16 protein-coding genes are annotated in these 17,355 nt (G+C 64.3%); all 16 read right to left on the bottom strand.

Annotated features, from left to right (window positions below):
- Positions 1-43 precede the first annotated feature (43 nt).
- A complete protein-coding gene (gcvH, locus tag ACWHYV_RS11410) occupies positions 44-430 on the bottom strand; it encodes a glycine cleavage system protein GcvH (RefSeq protein ID WP_447976622.1) in 387 nt (128 codons plus the stop codon).
- Between the two features lie 99 nt (positions 431-529).
- Positions 530-1,510, bottom strand: a complete 981-nt coding sequence (locus ACWHYV_RS11405) for a hypothetical protein (RefSeq protein ID WP_447976621.1) — start codon at positions 1,508-1,510, stop codon at positions 530-532.
- Positions 1,511-1,728: 218 nt separating this feature from the next.
- Positions 1,729-2,148 (bottom strand): nucleoside-diphosphate kinase, encoded by a 420-nt coding sequence (gene ndk, locus ACWHYV_RS11400; RefSeq protein ID WP_447976620.1) that lies wholly within the window; start codon positions 2,146-2,148, stop codon positions 1,729-1,731.
- A 102-nt stretch (positions 2,149-2,250) separates the two neighbouring features.
- The gene (mtnA, locus tag ACWHYV_RS11395) at positions 2,251-3,282 is read right to left on the bottom strand and encodes an S-methyl-5-thioribose-1-phosphate isomerase (protein WP_447976619.1); all 1,032 of its coding nucleotides are present in this window, start codon (positions 3,280-3,282) and stop codon (positions 2,251-2,253) included.
- Positions 3,283-3,334: 52 nt separating this feature from the next.
- On the bottom strand, positions 3,335-5,887 hold the full coding sequence (locus ACWHYV_RS11390) for a DNA internalization-related competence protein ComEC/Rec2 (RefSeq protein WP_447976618.1): 2,553 nt from the start codon (positions 5,885-5,887) through the stop codon (positions 3,335-3,337).
- A gap of 20 nt (positions 5,888-5,907) precedes the next feature.
- On the bottom strand, positions 5,908-7,257 hold the full coding sequence (gene glmM, locus ACWHYV_RS11385; RefSeq protein WP_447976617.1) for a phosphoglucosamine mutase: 1,350 nt from the start codon (positions 7,255-7,257) through the stop codon (positions 5,908-5,910).
- A 7-nt stretch (positions 7,258-7,264) separates the two neighbouring features.
- Positions 7,265-8,185: a dihydropteroate synthase gene (folP, locus tag ACWHYV_RS11380; RefSeq protein ID WP_447976616.1), complete on the bottom strand. Its 921-nt coding sequence runs from the start codon at positions 8,183-8,185 to the stop codon at positions 7,265-7,267.
- Between the two features lie 92 nt (positions 8,186-8,277).
- Complete coding sequence (gene ftsH / locus ACWHYV_RS11375) at positions 8,278-10,089, bottom strand: ATP-dependent zinc metalloprotease FtsH (protein WP_447976615.1); 1,812 nt, start codon at positions 10,087-10,089, stop codon at positions 8,278-8,280.
- 90 nt (positions 10,090-10,179) lie between these two features.
- Complete coding sequence (hpt, locus tag ACWHYV_RS11370; protein ID WP_447976614.1) at positions 10,180-10,728, bottom strand: hypoxanthine phosphoribosyltransferase; 549 nt, start codon at positions 10,726-10,728, stop codon at positions 10,180-10,182.
- Positions 10,729-10,730: 2 nt separating this feature from the next.
- Positions 10,731-12,197, bottom strand: coding sequence for a tRNA lysidine(34) synthetase TilS (gene tilS / locus ACWHYV_RS11365; protein ID WP_447976613.1), 1,467 nt, complete (start codon positions 12,195-12,197; stop codon positions 10,731-10,733).
- The gene (locus ACWHYV_RS11360) at positions 12,197-13,135 is read right to left on the bottom strand and encodes a bifunctional riboflavin kinase/FAD synthetase (protein ID WP_447976612.1); all 939 of its coding nucleotides are present in this window, start codon (positions 13,133-13,135) and stop codon (positions 12,197-12,199) included. The genes tilS and ACWHYV_RS11360 overlap by 1 nt, the downstream gene beginning before the upstream one ends.
- 13 nt (positions 13,136-13,148) lie before the next feature.
- On the bottom strand, positions 13,149-14,123 hold the full coding sequence (gene hemB, locus ACWHYV_RS11355) for a porphobilinogen synthase (protein WP_447976611.1): 975 nt from the start codon (positions 14,121-14,123) through the stop codon (positions 13,149-13,151).
- 1 nt (position 14,124) lies between these two features.
- Positions 14,125-14,517 (bottom strand): CBS domain-containing protein, encoded by a 393-nt coding sequence (locus ACWHYV_RS11350; RefSeq protein ID WP_447976610.1) that lies wholly within the window; start codon positions 14,515-14,517, stop codon positions 14,125-14,127.
- A gap of 13 nt (positions 14,518-14,530) precedes the next feature.
- Positions 14,531-16,087, bottom strand: a complete 1,557-nt coding sequence (cobA, locus tag ACWHYV_RS11345) for a uroporphyrinogen-III C-methyltransferase (RefSeq protein WP_447976609.1) — start codon at positions 16,085-16,087, stop codon at positions 14,531-14,533.
- The gene (gene hemC, locus ACWHYV_RS11340) at positions 16,074-17,021 is read right to left on the bottom strand and encodes a hydroxymethylbilane synthase (RefSeq protein ID WP_447976608.1); all 948 of its coding nucleotides are present in this window, start codon (positions 17,019-17,021) and stop codon (positions 16,074-16,076) included. Before hemC ends, cobA begins: the two co-directional genes overlap by 14 nt.
- 5 nt (positions 17,022-17,026) lie before the next feature.
- Positions 17,027-17,329 carry a hypothetical protein gene (locus ACWHYV_RS11335; RefSeq protein WP_447976607.1) on the bottom strand — a complete coding sequence of 101 codons (303 nt, stop codon included), beginning with the start codon at positions 17,327-17,329 and terminating at the stop codon, positions 17,027-17,029.
- Positions 17,330-17,355 lie beyond the last annotated feature (26 nt).

The following is a 17,355-nucleotide window of genomic DNA, read 5'->3' as shown; positions in this document are numbered from 1 at the left end:
CCGGGGCGGCCGCGGCCGGCTATGACGACCGGACGCGGCGGCCCTATTTTTGTTGTGAGGCCAAGAAGCTCCGATACTGATCGGCGGTCATCAGCCCGTCGACCTCGGCGGCATTCGAGAGCTCGATGACGACGATCCAGCCCTTGCCGTAGGGATCCGTGTTCATGACTTCGGGATGGTCCTTCAAGTCCGTGTTGACCTTGACGACCTTGCCGCTCACCGGCGTGTAGAGACTGGACGTCGTCTTCGTCGATTCGACCTCGCCGATCTGCTGCCCGGCGGTCACCGTCGTGCCGACCTTCGGCAGATCGACGAAGACGATGTCGCCCAACGCATCCTGAGCAAAATCGCTGATGCCGAGCGTCGCCCGTGTCCCGTCGACGCGAACCCACTCATGTTCCTTGTGATAACGCAGATCGGCTGGCTCCATGATCACCCCTCGAGAATGGCTGGTCTTGCTCGTGGATCATGATCCGCGAGCGGCTGCGACGCTGAAGAGTGGCAGCTTATGTGGAGCGTTCGAGTTTTGTCAAGGAAGCGCGGGATCCGCCACGTGAACCACGCCGATGGCGCCGGCGGCGCGGGACGCGTGCGCAACGGGCACGGGGTCGCCGGCGAGCGTGGATCGACCGGGCTGGGTGACCCAGATGCGATGAGGCTCTTGAAGGAGGCTCTGCACACGGTCGAGTACGGCGGCTGGCACACCCATCGAATCGGCGGCCGGCGACGGATCACCATGCAACCAGAAGATGTGAAACGTCCGTTTCGCCTCCAGCAGATCCTCGCCATATCGTATGAGCCCGACCAGCGGATCGGTCACCGCCTCGGGATGGACCTCCAGGGCCAGCCGGAGCGCCGGTGCGCGCAACCGCATGGCTCGACCCAAGCGGGCGAGCACGTGCAGGCGCTCGCGGGCTTTCCAGCCCAGCCATCGCCAAAAGTCCGGTGTGTACGTCGCCTTCCCATCAGCCGCTGAAGGAACCGCAACAAAGAGCTGCTCGGGCACGACCGACACGCCGAAATCCCGCTCGAAGCCGCGGACGCCAAAGGCGCCGAGCCCGTCATACGCCCCGATCGCCGAGTGATTTCTGAAGACGGCCCCGTCCACACCGGTGTCGGCGAGATCGCCGAGCAGCGCGGTCAAGTACTCCTGATAGGCCGGGTGGAAGAGATCCAGATAAGGTGACAGCCGAATCTGGCGACTCGAGGGATCATAGGACCGATCCATCCACCCCCAGGTCGGGTCGACCCAAGGCAGATGGCGAAGAGAGACGGAGGCAAACACCTTGACGCCGTGCCGATGCGCCGCCGGCACCACGTCGCCCAAGAGGTTTCGCCGCACCGGCGCCATGGACGTCTGGAAGTAGACCCCGTGACCGGGCCTCGAATCGGCGGCGAGCGTCGCCTCGGTGCCGGCGTCGAGAATCACCATGGTGAACCCCCGGTCCGCCACCCGCTGGATCCATGCATCGACTTCCGTGTCGGGCACCGACTCGGGAGCGATCTTCAAGGCGACCACGCCGATCAACGGGTCAGGGTCGAGAGGAGTCTGACGAGCAGCCGATGGTACGAGGGTCTTGGGAGGGCCAGTACCGGGCGAGGGAAGAAGGGCGATCCGGTCAGGGGCTCTGGAGGGTGTCCCGCAGGCGGTGAAGAGAAGGAAGAGGACGCTGCACAGGAGCGCTGCCAGCCGACTGCCGAGAGGCAGGTCTGCCGGACCACCCACTCCTACGCTCCCAACTCCATTCCCGAGAAGAAATAGCCGATCTCGAACCGAGCGGTTTCCGGAGAGTCGGAGCCGTGGACCGCGTTGTACTCGATATTGGTCCCATAGGCGGCGCGGATCGTATCCGGTGAAGCCTTGGCGGGATCCGTCGCGCCCATCAAGTCGCGATTCCGCTTGATCGCGTCCTTTCCTTCGAGCACGAGCACGACGACCGGCCCTGACGCCATGAACGTGGTCAGGCTGTCGAAAAACGGCCGCTGTCGATGGACGGCATAGAAGCCCTCGGCCGTCTGCTTGGTCAGCCGCATCATCTTGATCGCGACGGGCTTCAGACCCGCCGCTTCATAACGCCGAATGATGTCCCCGATCGCGTCCTTCTTGACCGCATCGGGCTTGATGATCGCCAGTGTCTGTTCGGTCATCACGGTCCGGATCCTTTCTCACACAGAGTTCACAAACGGGCCATTATAGTGACAGCCCCCTCGAGGCTTCAAGAGTGAATCGCTGGACGTATGGGGAGATGGTCAGCCCTGGAAACGGTCGGCGAGGTCCTGTGGCTTGAAGACACCCCGTTCCGTGATGATCGCGGTGACGTATTCCGCCGGTGTGACGTCGAAGGCGGGGTTCAGCACCTGCGCACCCGAGGGAGCGGTACGCGGCCCCCCGAAGATCGAGGTGACCTCCTCGGGCCGGCGTTGCTCGATCGGGATGTCCTCCCCGGATGGTGTAGCCAGATCGATCGTAGAGGATGGCGCGGCCACATAGAAGGGAATGCCGTGCGCCTTCGCGAGGACGGCGACGGAGTAGGTCCCGATCTTGTTCGCCACGTCCCCGTTGGCGGCGATGCGGTCGGCCCCGACGAGACAGAGTTGGATCATGTTCCGGCGCATGAGACTTCCGGCCATGTTGTCCGTGATGAGCGTGACCGGGATGTTGTCCTGCATGAGCTCCCACACGGTCAAGCGCGCGCCTTGCAGCACGGGTCTCGTTTCGTCGGCAATCACCCGAATCTGCTTGCCCTGTTCCCAGGCGGCTCGCACCACCCCCAGCGCCGTCCCGTAGCCCGCCGTGGCCAAGGCGCCCGCGTTGCAATGGGTGAGAATGGTGGCCCCGCGGCCGACGAGCGCGGCTCCATGGCGACCGATGGCCTTGTTGATCGAGACGTCCTCGTCCAAGATACGTTGCGATTCCTCGACCAGCCGCCGCTTACACTCGGCGATCGGCAGGCCCCGCAAGGACGCGAGCGTTTGCTTCATCCGATCGATGGCCCAAAACAGATTGACGGCCGTTGGTCGCGTCGCGGCAAGACGATCGCAAATCTCCAAGACGCCCTTGTGAAATTCGTCTTCCGACGCGGTCACGAGACCGCACGCACCCAGCGCCACACCCATGGCCGCCGTGACTCCGATCGCCGGCGCCCCCCGGACCTTCAACTCTCGAATCGCCTCCCCCACCGCCTGGTACTCGCGGCAGTCCAGGAATTCGACCTGCTCCGGCAACCGGCTCTGATCCAGCAGCCGGACCATGCCGTCTTTCCATTCCACGGTCGGAATCATCGCGCCCCTCTTCGTAGGTTCGGACTCCAATACTCGTCCGGCTCAGGCCTTGTCAAGTCTCGCCGCCGATCCATCGCGCCCAGAGGCGACTGGCGTTCCGCCGTTCCGCGTCAAGCCGCTCGGCGGCGGGCCGCACGCGTTCCAGACGGGTATCGCGTGCACGGCGGACCACAAAATCCCGCGCGTGGAGATCGGCGATGACCTGGACCGCCCCGTCACGGTCGGTCCTCAGAACCCGGACGCCGCGGTCGGCGTAGGCCGCGAGGACGGCCGGATGGGGATGACCATACGGGTTCGTGCGTCCCACGGAAATGACCGCGATCTCGGGTTTCGCGGCCGCAATCCACTGGGCATCCAACGAGCTTCTCGCCCCGTGATGAGGCACTTTGAGGACTCGCGCCCGGAACACGGGCTCGGTCTGGGCGAGCCGCGCGATGGCCCCGGCTTCGATGTCGGCCGTGAACAGGAAGGAATGAGGCCCGCAGTCCAACCTGGTGACGATCGACTGATCGTTCAGGACGCTCCCGCTCCTGGTCGACACCGCGATCGGCTCGTTCGAGCCGGCCTCGCGGGGATTGAGCACCGCGAGCCGGCACGCCGGCGTGTCCACGACCACGCCGCCCGCGCTCGCCGCCTCTTCCTGTAGCCCGCGCTTCGCCAGCCGTTCTCGGAGGCGCCGATAGAAGGCTTCCTCTCGGGTCACCCCATTGCTCCAGTAATGGCCGACCTCGAACTTCCCAACCGTCCAGGTCAGCCCCCCGATGTGATCGAGCTGCGGATGGGTCGCAATGACATGATCGATCCTCCGTATGCCCCGGTCCCAGAGATACGGACCGATCACCGCCCGCCCCATGTCCAGCGTGTCATAGGCGGCCCCGCCGTCGATCAAGACCGTCTGCCCATCCGGGAGCTCGAGGACTGCGGCGTCCCCCTGCCCGACGTCAAGAAAGGTCACACGGAGCGCCCCGTTCTCCGGAGGCTGCCGCGGCGACCAGACCCACAGGACGACGAGCGCGGTCAAGGCCGCGAGACATCCACCGCGCAGCCATACCGGCATCGTGTGACGAATCGCCAGGAGCAACAGCGCATAGAACAGCGTGATCGCCACCAAGCTCGGCGACGCCACGTGCCATTCGGCTCCCGGGATCGCCGCCACCCGCTCGACGAGCGTGTACAGCAGATCGGACACCGCCGTGTTGAGCCAGGCGAACGGCAATGATTCTCCTCCCCGGAGCAAGAGCGCGATCCCGGAGACAAGACCAAGTGGCACGAGCACGAACCCGGCCAACGGCACGACGACGAGATTGGCCACGAGCCCGAGCCAGGGGATTTGGTTGAAGTAGTAGGCGACCAAGGGGAGCGTCGCGAGCGTCACCCCTCCCGTCATCAAGACATAGGTTCGTGCGTGCGCTCGAATTCGCTCTCTCCAAGGATGGGCCTCGGGCTCCGACTCTTCAGACCCTTCGCGCTTCATGTGGTCCATCGTGATCGCGAGCGCGAGCACCGACACGAACGAGAGCTGAAAGGAAATGTCGAACAGGCTCCTGGGATCCGCGAGCAGGATGAGCCAAGCCGCCGACGCCAACGCCCACAGGATCCGGTTGTCGCGCCCCAGCCATACGGCCACGAGGAAGAGCACGATCATGATCAGCGATCTGATCGTCGCCACTTGAGCGCCGGCCAACACGGTATAGAAGACGACCAGCGGCACCGTCGCCAGGGCGGCCAAGCGCGTAGCCGTGATGTATCGGGACAGCGCGAGGAGCCAGCGACCCGGCAGGTGGCGGCACACGGTGCGGACCGCCATGAACGACGCGAGGGCGATCAGACCGAGGTGCGACCCGGAGATCGACAAGATATGCACCGTTCCCGTCGCCATGAAGAGATCTCGCGTCTCGGCGCTGATGTAGTCGGGTTCCCCAATGACCATCCCCAAGTACAGCCCCAGGGCCGGGCTCTGTAATGAGTCGACCGCGGCCAGCCGAATTCGCTCCCGCCACCCGTCGATGAGTTGCCAGCCTTGGTTCACGACGGTCGCATGCGCCGCACCGGTGACGAGCTGGCCCGGTCCGGACACCGAGGCGACCGCATCGATCCCATGTCGCTCGAGATAGCCGGCATAGTCGAATCCGCCTGGATTCATCGTTCCACTCGGCGGCCGTAGCTTCGCCGTAAACGTCACCGTCTCGCCCTGCCGCAACGACCGGTCCGGGATCCGCCACGTGAGGCGAATCCGCCCGGTCGCCGGAACCGTCTTCCCCTCCCGTGTGACGGTCGTCGCGGAGACGATGGCGACGGCGCGCTCCTGTCCATGACGCACGGGCTCGACGATGGTCCCAGTCAGCATGACCGAGCCGGCGCCGACCTGATCGAGGAGCGTCGCATTGGAGACGACCCACAGGTACCCGTTCCAGTAGACGACGCCGGCCAGGAGGCTCGCAAAGAGGAGCCGGCTCTTGGCCGGCTCCAGTCGGCCGCGCCCCTCGAGGACTGTGAGAATCAGCGCGATGGCAAGCAGGACGCCCAGGACCGTCAGTGGAAGGTAGGGAACGTAGGAACCGAGGAGGAGCCCCGAGAGCAGCGCGAGCGTGAATCGGGGGAGCATGGCGCTGACGTCGCGCCGGCCTAACCCAGGCAGGACCGGACGGTCCCGGCGATCTCGTCAGCTACGGACTTGATGGTCCCGTCGTGCTCCCCTTCCACCATGATCCGGAGCAAGGGTTCGGTCCCCGAATAGCGCACGAGGACCCGGCCCGTCCCGTTCAGCCGCTGCTCGGCGTATTGAATGGCACGTTGGACGTCGGGAATCGTCGCGAGATCCGGCTTCCGTGTGACGGGGACGCCAAGCAACACCTGCGGAACCGCGGTCATACAGGAGGCCAGCTCCGACAAGGACCGGCCGGACCGCTTCATCAAGGATAAGATCTGTAGCGCGGTGACCAACCCGTCGCCCGTCGTATTGTGATCGAGGAAGATCATGTGCCCGGACTGCTCGCCGCCCAGGTTGAAGCCTTCGGCGACCATCCGCTCGAGAATATAACGATCCCCGACCGGGGTCCGGACCAAGGAGATCCCCGCCCTCGCCATGGCGAGCTCCAGTCCGAAGTTGCTCATCACCGTCCCAACGACCGTCTTGCGCTTGAGTAGGCCGCGCTCGTGGAGATCGAGCGCGAGAGCCGCCAGTGCGTGGTCGCCGTCCACCACCCGTCCCTGCTCACACACGAACACGGCACGGTCGGCGTCGCCGTCATGCGCGATCCCGATGTTCGCGCGCTCGCGCTGCACCGCCTCTTGCAGCGTCGACGGGTACACCGCGCCGCACTGATCGTTGATGTTCGTGCCGTCGGGCTTGTCGCCGACGACCACGACCGTCGCGCCCAACTCCCGCAAGACCTTCGGCGCGACCTTGTAGGCCGCTCCGTTGGCGCAGTCCACGACGACCTTGAGCCCCTGAAAATCGAGGTCGCGTGGGAGCGATCGCTTGACGAACTCGATGTAGCGCCCCTCGGCGTCGTCGATCCGATAGGCCTTTCCGACCTCGTGAGCGGTCGGGCGCAGATGCTCGATCTCGTTGGACGTGATCAAGGCCTCGATCCGTGCTTCGAGCTCGTCGGGCAGTTTGAAGCCGTCGTTCGAGAAAAACTTGATCCCGTTGTCCTGGTATGGATTGTGAGACGCGGAAATCATGACGCCGGCGTCCGCGCGAAGGCTGCGGGTCAGGAAAGCAATGGCGGGCGTCGGCAGGGGACCGACCAGCAGGACATCCACCCCCATGGAACAGATGCCCGACGTGAGCGCCGATTCAAGCATATACCCCGACAAACGCGTGTCTTTTCCGATGACGATCTGGTGTCGGCCCGAACGCCGCTTGAACAGATACGCGGCGGCCCGCCCCAGCTTCATGGCCGTTTCACTCGTCATGGGCTCCAGGTTCGCGACGCCCCGAACGCCATCCGTTCCAAACAGCTTGCGCATGGATTTCTCAACAGCCTTTCTGTAGCTCAGGTTCAACGCCGGCGGCCACTCCCGCCGAGGCCGCCCCTCGCATCTCGTGATGCACGATGGCGTCTACCATCGTGACCACGTCCCGCATCTCGGTCACGTCGTGGACCCGCACGATCCGCGCTCCTTTACTGACGGCCACCGCGACGGCGGCGGCGGTTCCGAACATCCGATGCTCTACCGGGCGGTCCAACACCCGGCCGATGAAGGCCTTGCGGGACACGCCGACGACCAGAGGACGCTTTAGCGCCTGTAAGGTATCCAACCGTGCAAGCAGCGTCAGATTGTGTTCTAAATTCTTTCCGAAACCGAACCCGGGGTCAAGTAGAATCCGGTCCCGCGGAATACCAGCCCGACCCGCCCACGCCATCTGCGCGTCCAAAAACTCCTTCACCTCGCGCACGACGTCATCGTACTGCGCGGACGCCTGCATCGTCTTGGGTGTGCCTTTCATGTGCATGAGCACGACTGCCGCCGCTCTTCCCGCGATCACCTCCGCCATCCGCGCATCGAATCGCAGGGCGCTGATATCGTTGATGATCGCGGCTCCGGCATCGAGCGCCCGTTCCGCGACGGCGGCCTTGGTGGTGTCGACCGACACGGGGATACGAGTGCGCTGACAGACGGCGCGCACCACCGGCAGGAGGCGACGGATCTCTTCGGCCTCGTCGATGGGGTCGGCCCCGGGTTTGCTCGATTCAGCCCCGATGTCGAGCAGATCGGCGCCCTGTTCCACCATGTCCAGGGCATGGGCGAGCGCCTGCTCGGGGTCAAAGTATCGGCCGCCGTCCGAAAAGGAATCCGGGGTGACGTTGACGATCCCCATGACGAGCGTCCGGTCGGCCGGAAGGAGCGGATGGCCGGGAATCTCGAGGGTCGGAGAAGAAGTTGGAGGAGGCATACGACTCAACGGAGGCGGCGCACGACGAACGCATCGGGCCGGACCGAGGCAATGGAGATCCGGCTCCGAAGAGCCGGACCGGAGGCGAAGAATCAGACGGGAACGGCTTGAGGCGCCGTCTGCCGGATGATCTCATCGATCTCCGGTGCGTCGAGCACTTCTTTTTCGAGCAGCGCCTCGGCCAAGGCTTTGAGCGTGGTCATGTGCTGGGTCAGCATCTTCTTGGCCCGTTCATAGTTCTCGACGACCAAACGCTTCACCTCATGATCGATCTCGAGAGCCACCTGCTCGCTGAAGTCGCGCCGGGTGGCGATCTCGCGGCCGAGGAAGATTTCCTCGTCCTTCTTTCCGAAGGTCAAGGGGCCGAGCTTCTCGCTCATTCCCCACTCGCACACCATCTTGCGCGCCAAGTCCGTCGCCCGCTCGATGTCATTCCCCGCGCCCGTAGTGATGTGGTTGAGCACGAGTTCCTCGGCCACCCGCCCGCCCAGGAGGATCGCCAGGTTGTTGTAGAGGAATTCCTTGGAGTAGTTGTGACGGTCGTCGGTCGGCAATTGCATGGTCACGCCGAGCGCACGGCCGCGCGGAATGATCGTCACTTTGTGAACAGGATCGGTCCCCGGCAGGAGCTTCGCCATCAGCGCGTGCCCGGCCTCATGGTACGCCGTCGTACGTTTCTCTTCTTCCGTGAGCACCATGCTCTTGCGCTCGGCGCCCATCAGGACCTTGTCCTTGGCGTTCTCGAAATCGATCAACTCGACGACCTTCTTGTCCTGCCGAGCCGCGCACAACGCCGCTTCATTCACGAGATTCTCCAGATCGGCCCCGGAGAACCCCGGCGTGCCGCGCGCAATTTTTTCCAACTCCACGTCGGAGGCGATCGGCACTTTCTTGGTATGGACCTTGAGGATTTCGGTCCGTCCCCTCAAGTCGGGGCGGTTCACGACGATCTGGCGGTCGAATCGCCCAGGGCGGAGGAGCGCGGGGTCGAGCACGTCGGGACGGTTGGTCGCGGCGATCAGAATCACGCCCTCGGTCGTATCGAACCCGTCCATTTCGACCAACAGCTGGTTCAACGTCTGCTCCCGCTCGTCGTGCCCGCCGCCCAAGCCGGCTCCGCGGAGGCGGCCGACCGCATCGATCTCATCGATGAAGATGATGCAGGGCGCGTGCTTCTTCCCCTGCTCGAACAGATCGCGCACCCGGGAGGCGCCGACGCCGACGAACATTTCGACGAAGTCGGATCCGCTGATGCTGAAGAACGGAACCCCGGCTTCGCCGGCGATGGCCTTCGCCAACAGGGTCTTCCCGGTCCCGGGCGGCCCGACGATCAAGACGCCTTTGGGGATGCGGCCGCCGAGCTTTTGGAACTTGCGCGGGTCCTTCAAGAACTCGATGATTTCGGAGACCTCTTCCTTGGCCTCGTCGATGCCGGCCACGTCGCTGAACGTGACTTTCTTGCGTTCCTCGGTCAGCATGCGCGCACGGCTCTTGCCAAACGAGAGCGCCTTGTTCCCGCCGATTTGCATCTGTCGCATCAGGAAGAACCAGAGGCCCAGGAAGAGAATGAACGGGCCCCAGGTGACGAGGAACGTGATGTACCACGGACTTTCGTCCGGCGGTTTGGCTTCGATTTGGACGTTTCGCTCGCGTAAGGCTTTGACGAGATCAGGATATTCAGCGGAGTAGGTACGAATCCTGGTGCCGTCCTTCAGAATAGCGCTGATGTGGTTCGCCTTGATCGTGACCTTCGTCACCTCACCCTTGTCCAATTGCGTCATGAAGTCGCTGAAGATCACCTCTTCCTCAGGCGCGTGGGTCGGGACGCTGAACAAATTGAACAGCAGGATCATGAAGAGCCCGACCACGACCCAAAATAAGAGGTTCTTCACACGCGAATTCATCAACCTTCCTCCTCAGCGAACCGCAGGCCGACGTGAAGACAAAATGACACAGGATTCTAACATAGAGCCGGAAAAGCTGACAAGAACGGCTTACCCTCCTTGGTCGGCTTCGTCGACCTTGTCCAGCACGGCAAGATAAGGAAGGTTGCGGTACTTCTGCTGGTAGTCGAGCCCGTACCCGACTACATACTGGTTGGGGATTTCGAACCCCACATAATCGATCATCACCTGCTTGTCCCGCCGCTCCGGTTTGCTCAAGAGCGCACACACCTTGATGGTCTTGGGCTTTCGTTTCGCGAGGGTGTTGATCAGATACTGCACCGTCAGCCCGGAATCGACGATGTCCTCGACCAAGAGCACGTCCCGACCGGCAATGTCTTCGGTCAAGTCCGTGACCATTTTCACCCTTCCGGAGCTCTTGGCCTTGCCTGAATAACTCGTCACGACGAGGAAATCCACCCGCAACGGGAGCCGGATGGCTCTGGCCAGGTCGGCGTAGAAGGCATAAGCGCCCTTCAAGATCCCGACGAGAATCAAGTCCTTGTTCGCGTAGTCGGCGGTAATTTGGCGCCCCAGCTCACGAATCCGCGTGCGCATCTGCTCCTGCGTGACAATCGGTCGGCCGAAAATTCGTTCCATCGTCAGTCGATGCTCCCCGGGCCGGCGCCCGTCAATTGCACACGCAAAATCCGTTTCGTGCCGGCGGTCACGCGAACCCGGTGATCGATCCGCAGTCCGCCCACCCACACGATGCCTTCCGGAGCGACGACCAGCGGGATGGTCCGTCGTTCGGAGGCGGGCACGCGGAGGTCCGAAAAGAAATCCTGCAGCTTCTTGTGTCCATGGGCCATCCCAAGAGGCTGGAAACGATCCCCCCTTTTCCAAGACCGAACATGCAAGTCGATGGTGAACCGATCGGCATCCAGCCAGGCGGACATCGGAGCCCCTTTCTGAGCCTCGTCCGCCATCGAGTGTACCAAATCGACCTCGATCCGTTGGCCCGTCGGAGGCCACGTGAGGCGCGACGGCACCGGCAGCGGGAGGACCGGCTTCCCCTCCTCTGAGCCGACCCGCGGCGTCGGCGCCTGCGAGAACCGAACGGTGTCGTACTCTCGGCTCACGAGCAGGCCGCGCAAGTGAGCCGAGGCGCCGGATGGGGCCTGCACCACTTGTTCGAGAACGGCCGACACGGCTGCGAATGACGGTGCGGGGCCGCTCGAGAGCCGTTGAGCCGCGGCACGGATCAGGCGGCGCTGCAACGCGAGCGGCATGGCCAAGAGCCCCGTGCGGTCGACGACCACGGACCCATCCTCCTCGGATCTCACGGCGTCGCCCATCCTGTCCGCGAGGATCTGTTGGAGCCAACTCTCCTCTTCCCGACACACCTCGGCCTGCCGGGCCAAGGCGGCGGTAATCGAGGGATTGAAACGCCTGAGGAACGGCAAGAGCTCCTGGCGGACACGGTTCCGGAGGTAGCGGCTGTTCCGATTACTGGAATCTTCGCGATAGGGTACGCCGCGCGCCGCCAACTCGCTCACCAGCTCCGCACGACTGACCGCCAGCAGCGGCCGGACGAACAGCGGCGGCCGCCGCCAGGGGATCCCGGCCATGCCCGCGGGACCGGCGCCCCGGAGCATCCACATGAGCACGGTCTCCGCTTGGTCGTCCTGAGTATGGCCCAGGGCCACCTTGTCGGCCCCGACCTCGGCGGCCATGCTCAGGAGCGCGTCGTACCGCAGCGCCCGTGCCATGGCTTGAAGAGACGCGCCGAGTGACCGCTGCTTGATGCCCTCGAGGGAACGGGAGGCGAAGGGAAGGTCGCGCTGCCGGCAAAGCTGCTCCACGAACGCGGCGTCTTGCTCGGATTCCGCGCCGCGGAGCCGGTGATTGACGTGTCCAACCGTGAGGCGCAGCCGCCACGAGGCGGCAAGCTCCCCGAGAATGGTCAGCAACGCGACCGAATCCGGACCACCCGAGACCGCGACCAGGACGTGTTCGCCGGGCGTCAAGAGCGCCCTTCGCCTGACCGCTCGCGTCACCCGCTCGGTGACGCTCGGCCGGGTGTCCGCCGTTCCATGCGTTCCGACTACGCTCGTCGTTCGTGACATCAGTCGCCCGCGAAGGTCGTTTCCAGCGACTTTCGCGCCTGTCTCACATCCAGGTCGATACGCGCCGACAGTTCTTCCGGCGACTCGAACACCAGATCGCCGCGCACCCGATCGACGAACCGCACGCGAATCTCCTGATCATAGAGATTGACCTGCTCGTCCAGCAGATACACTTCGAGCAGGCGCTCGCCCGGGCCGAAGGTGGGCCGGGTGCCGATGTAAGCGACGGAATCGTAGGCGCGGCCTTGCCACACGGTGCTCGTGGCGTAGACGCCGTCCGCCGGGATCACCCGGTCGGCCGGAAGCGGAAGGTTGGCGGTCGGCCAGCCGATCCGCTGCCCCCGCTGCGCGCCCGGCACGACCGTGCCGGCCAGCTCGTAGGCGCGGCCCAGGTACTTGGCCGCCGTTCGCACGTCGCCGGCTTGAATCAAGAGCCGAATCCGCGTCGAGCTGATGACTTCCCCATCGATCTTGACCGGTGGGACGGCATGAACACGAAAGCCCGCCTGGTCGCTTAGCCGAACGAGGTCCGAGACGCGACCCGTCCGCCGGACCCCGAACGCGAAATGCTCGCCCACGAACAGCTCCTTCACGCCGATCCCGTCCCTGAGCACCCGCCGGACGAACTCCTCCGGTGTCAACGCCGCCAACTCGGGGTCGAAGGCCAGGCAGACCACCTCTTCGATGCCGAGCTCCTCGAACCGGGCGAACTTCTCGGCGAGCGGCGTGAGAAAGCTGAGCCTCGTGGAAGGAGACAGCACGGTGAGAGGATGCGGATCGAAGGTGAGGACGATCGGCGTCCCGCCGTGCCGCTTCGCCGTCTCGACGACCGCGGTCAAGAGCGCGACATGGCCGCGATGCACCCCATCATAGTTTCCAATGGTCAGGACCGGGTACGCCTTGGGCTCGTAGCGGGCTAGGCCCGTAATGATCTTCATCCGAGCAGCGCCGTCATTCGTTCAAGATCCGTGCGGCATCCTTCGCGAAATACGTCAGGATGATGTCGGCCCCGGCCCGCTTGATCGAGAGCAGGGCCTCCATCATGACACGCGGCTCGTCCAGCCACCCGGCCCGTGCTGCCGCCTTGATCATGCTGTACTCCCCGCTGACCTGGTACGCGGCGATGGGAAGCGCGACCCGCGCACGGGCGGCGGCGATGACGTCCAGAAAGGGGAGCGCGGGTTTGACCATGACGATATCGGCCCCCTCCTCGACGTCCAGATCGATTTCGCGGAGCGCCTCGCGCGCGTTCGCCGGGTCCATCTGATACGACCGCCGATCGCCGAATGTCGGGCTCGAATCGGCTGCGTCTCGGAAGGGGGCGTACAGGCTGGACGCAAATTTCGCGGCATAAGACATGATCGGCACATCGGTGAACCCGTGTGCATCGAGCTCCTGTCGGATGGCCCCGACCCGGCCGTCCATCATGTCGGACGGCGCGACCATATCCGCACCCGCTTCGGCATGCGTCCGTGCCATGGCTCGGAGGCACTCCAACGTCTCGTCGTTCACGATGCGCCCGTTTCGGACGATTCCGCAATGGCCGTGCGAGGTATATTCGTCGATGCACACGTCCGTCATGACCAGCAGCTCCGGAATCTGGTCCTTGAGCGCCCGTACGGCCTGTTGGACGATTCCGTTCGGGTCGTACCCGGCGCTGCCGCGCTCGTCCTTCCGGTCCGGGATACCGAACAGAATGACGGCAGGAATTCCCAACAGCGAGATCTCCGCCGCTTCTTTGATCAGCAGATCGACCGACCACCGATATTGGCCCGGCATGGACGTGATCTCTTCCTTGCGATCGCGCCCGGTCACCACGAACAGGGGAGAGACCAAGTCCGATGGAGTCAGATTGGTCTCCCGGACCATGCGCCGCAGCCCCTCGGTCTGCCGCAAGCGTCTCGGACGATGGCGGGGAAACGGCATGTTACTTCCTGGGCAGATTCGTCAAGAACACCACGAGGTCTCGCACGGAGATCATCCCGACCAACTTCCCGTCGCGCGTCACACCCAGGTGACGGAGGTGCTCACGAGCCATGAGGTCATTTGCGTCGAGCAAGGTCTTGTTTTCCTCGATCGTGACGATCGGGGCCGACATGATCTGCTCCACGACGATCTTGGCTGGGTCGCCCCCGACGGCCACCGCCCGCCGTACCATGTCGGTATCGGTCACGATGCCGATGATTTCCTTTCCACGCGTGATGAACAAGCTCCCGATATTCCGATCGCGCATGATCTCGGCGGCCTTTCTGACGTCGGTGTCGCGATCCACCGTCACGAACTTCTCAGCCGGGATCATGAATGATTTGACAGGAACCATGCGTCTCTCCTCCTTATGCGGCCTTCGTATGCCGAAAATGATGCACGATGGCGTCGACCAGCGCCGGGATCGTATTCTGACCGGCCAGGATGTCGACTGGCAATCCCTCCGCCCGCGCAGTTTCGGCGGTGATCGGGCCGATGCAGGCGACCGGAATACCGCGGGTCAATTGCTCCAACTCCGGTCGGCCGTCGAACAGCGCGCAAAAATTCCGGACGGTCGATGAGCTGGCAAACGTCATGACATCGATCTCTCGCCGCCTCAACTGCTCCTTCAGCCGTTCGACCTCCAATGCCGGCCGGATGGTCCGATAGACCACGACGACCCGTACCTCCGCCCCCGCCTCACGCAGTTGGTCGGGCAAGATCTCTCGGGCGACCGCGGCCCTCGCAATCAAGACGCGCTGACCCTTCATGCCGGCGGCCAGCATCGACTCGATCAACCCTTCCGCCTGAAAGTCCTTGGGAACCACGTCCGGTGCCAACCCGTACCGCTTCAATTCCTCGGCGGTTCTCGGGCCGATGGCGCAGAGCCGGAGCCCGGCCAGCGCGCGGACGTCACGCGCGCGGCGGCGGAGCCGTTCCATGAACGGCCGCACGCCGTTCACGCTCGTGAAGACGAGCCATTGATAGTGGGGCAGCTCGTCCAGCGCCGCGTCGACCTCGCTCCAGCTTTCCGGCTCGACCATCTGCAACACCGGATACTCGACCGGCTCGGCCCCTTGCTCGGACAGAAGACCGGAGAGCTCGCCGGCCTGCTCCCGCGCACGGGTCACCAGCACCCGCTTGCCGAACAACGGCTTCGTCTCGAACCAATTCAGTTGGTCCCTCAGGCGGACGACCTCCCCGATCACGATGACGGTCGGCGGCTCGAGCCCCGCTTTCTCCGCCTTCTCACCGATATCGGTCAATGTGCCGACCACCGTTTGCTGGGACGCCCGAGTCCCCCACCGGATCAGCGCCACGGGCGTGTCGGGCGCTTTCCCTTCCTCGAGCAGATGGCGGACGATCCCGGGGAGGTTTTTCATGCCCATCAGGAAGACCAAGGTGCCGGCCGCCGTCGCGAGGCGCGGCCACTCCAAGACGGACCCACCTTTCATCGGATCTTCATGGCCGGTGACGAACGTGACGACCGAAGCCAGCGTCCGATGGGTCACCGGGATACCGGCATACGCCGGGACGGCGATCGCCGAGGTGACTCCCGGCACGACTTCAAAGGGAAGGCCCGCCGCGGCCACCGCCTCCGCCTCCTCCCCGCCTCGGCCGAACACGAACGGATCTCCCCCCTTCAAACGTACGACGACTTTCCCTTCTCGGGCCTTCTCGATCAGAAGCCGGTTCACCTCCGCTTGCTCCTGATAATTGCCGCGCCCGCGGCGCCCGACATAGATCCGTTCGGCATGAGCGGGCGCATGATCCAACAGCACCGGATTCGCCAGGTAGTCATAGACCACGACGTCGGCCCGTTCCAAGCACTGCTTCCCGCGCAACGTCAGCAGCAGGGCGTCTCCGGGCCCGGCGCCCACGAGAAACACCTTCCCGGACGGTTTGGCGAGCTCAGGGGGCGCCATAGATCTCCTGCAAGATCGCTGCTCCGCCTCGTGCAAGCAATCGTTCCGCCAACCGGACGCCGAGGTCGCGCGCTTCTTGCTCCATGCCTTCCACGGAATCGCGCACCAGCGTTCGGCCATCGAGGCTGGCGATCAGGCCTTCCAGGCGAAGCCGTCCTCCCGCCAGGACCCCGTGGGCGGCGATCGGCACCTGGCACCCGCCCTGCAGCCGGTCGAGCAGCGCGCGCTCGGCGCGGACGACGGTGTGCGTAGCCGGGTCGTCCAACCTGCTCAGGAGATCCTGGACGAAGCGATCGTCTCGCCGGCCTTCCACCCCGATCGCTCCTTGCCCGATGGCCGGCAAGCTGACGTCGAACGGCAGATATTCCGTCACGTCTCCGTCCCATCCCATGCGGCGCAATCCAGCGGCGGCGAGCACAATCGCGTCGTATTCGCCTTCTTTCAGCTTCCGCAGCCGCGTGTCGAGGTTACCGCGAAGCATGTCGATCCGAAGATCGCCTCGGCGGTGCAGCAGTTGAGACTGCCGGCGGAGGCTGCTCGTTCCGACCCGTGCGCCCTTCGGGAGCCGGTCCAGTCCCAAACCGTCGCGGCTGATCAGCGCGTCCCGGGGATCCTCGCGGGGCGGGATGCAGAGGATCTCCAAGGGTTCCGGCAGGACGGTCGGCACGTCTTTCATGCTATGGACGGCCAAGTCGATCTCACCGCGCACCAGCGCCTCTTCGATTTCCTTGACGAAGAGCCCCTTGCCGCCCACTTTCGCGAGCGGCACATCCAGGATCTTGTCCCCTGAGGTCTTGATCCGCTGGAGCGTCACGCGAATTTCCGGCGCAATCTCACGAAGCCGCGCTTGCACCCACTCAGCCTGCCAGATGGCCAAGCGGCTGCCGCGGGTGCCGATCACCAGGGAGGAACGCGAGGTCGTGGGAGAGGACATGATGGTCATCGTCCTCGACCATCGTAAGGGCTGCGAAAGGGCAGATCCCGCGCCCCGGGCAGTTTCTCATAGTCGGCTCGTCCTTGATCCGATAGCGGCGGCATATGGACCATGTCTCGGTAAAACGACGACATGAGGAAGAAGCTCAGCAGAGCCATGATCACCACGAGATAGGCCAAGATATCCCAGCGGAAGGTGGCCTTCGCGCGATAGTCATGGCCGCACCGAGGACAGTCCGGAACGGGATCGTGCCCCAAGTAGGTGTGACGGCATTGGGGACAGGTGAAGAGCTTGGGACCTTTTCCCATTGGAGCCATCCGAGTGACAGACCACG

Source organism: Candidatus Nitrospira bockiana, assembly GCF_965152565.1.
Note: the sequence above shows the minus strand (reverse complement) of the source record. Positions and strands in the feature narration are given on the sequence as shown.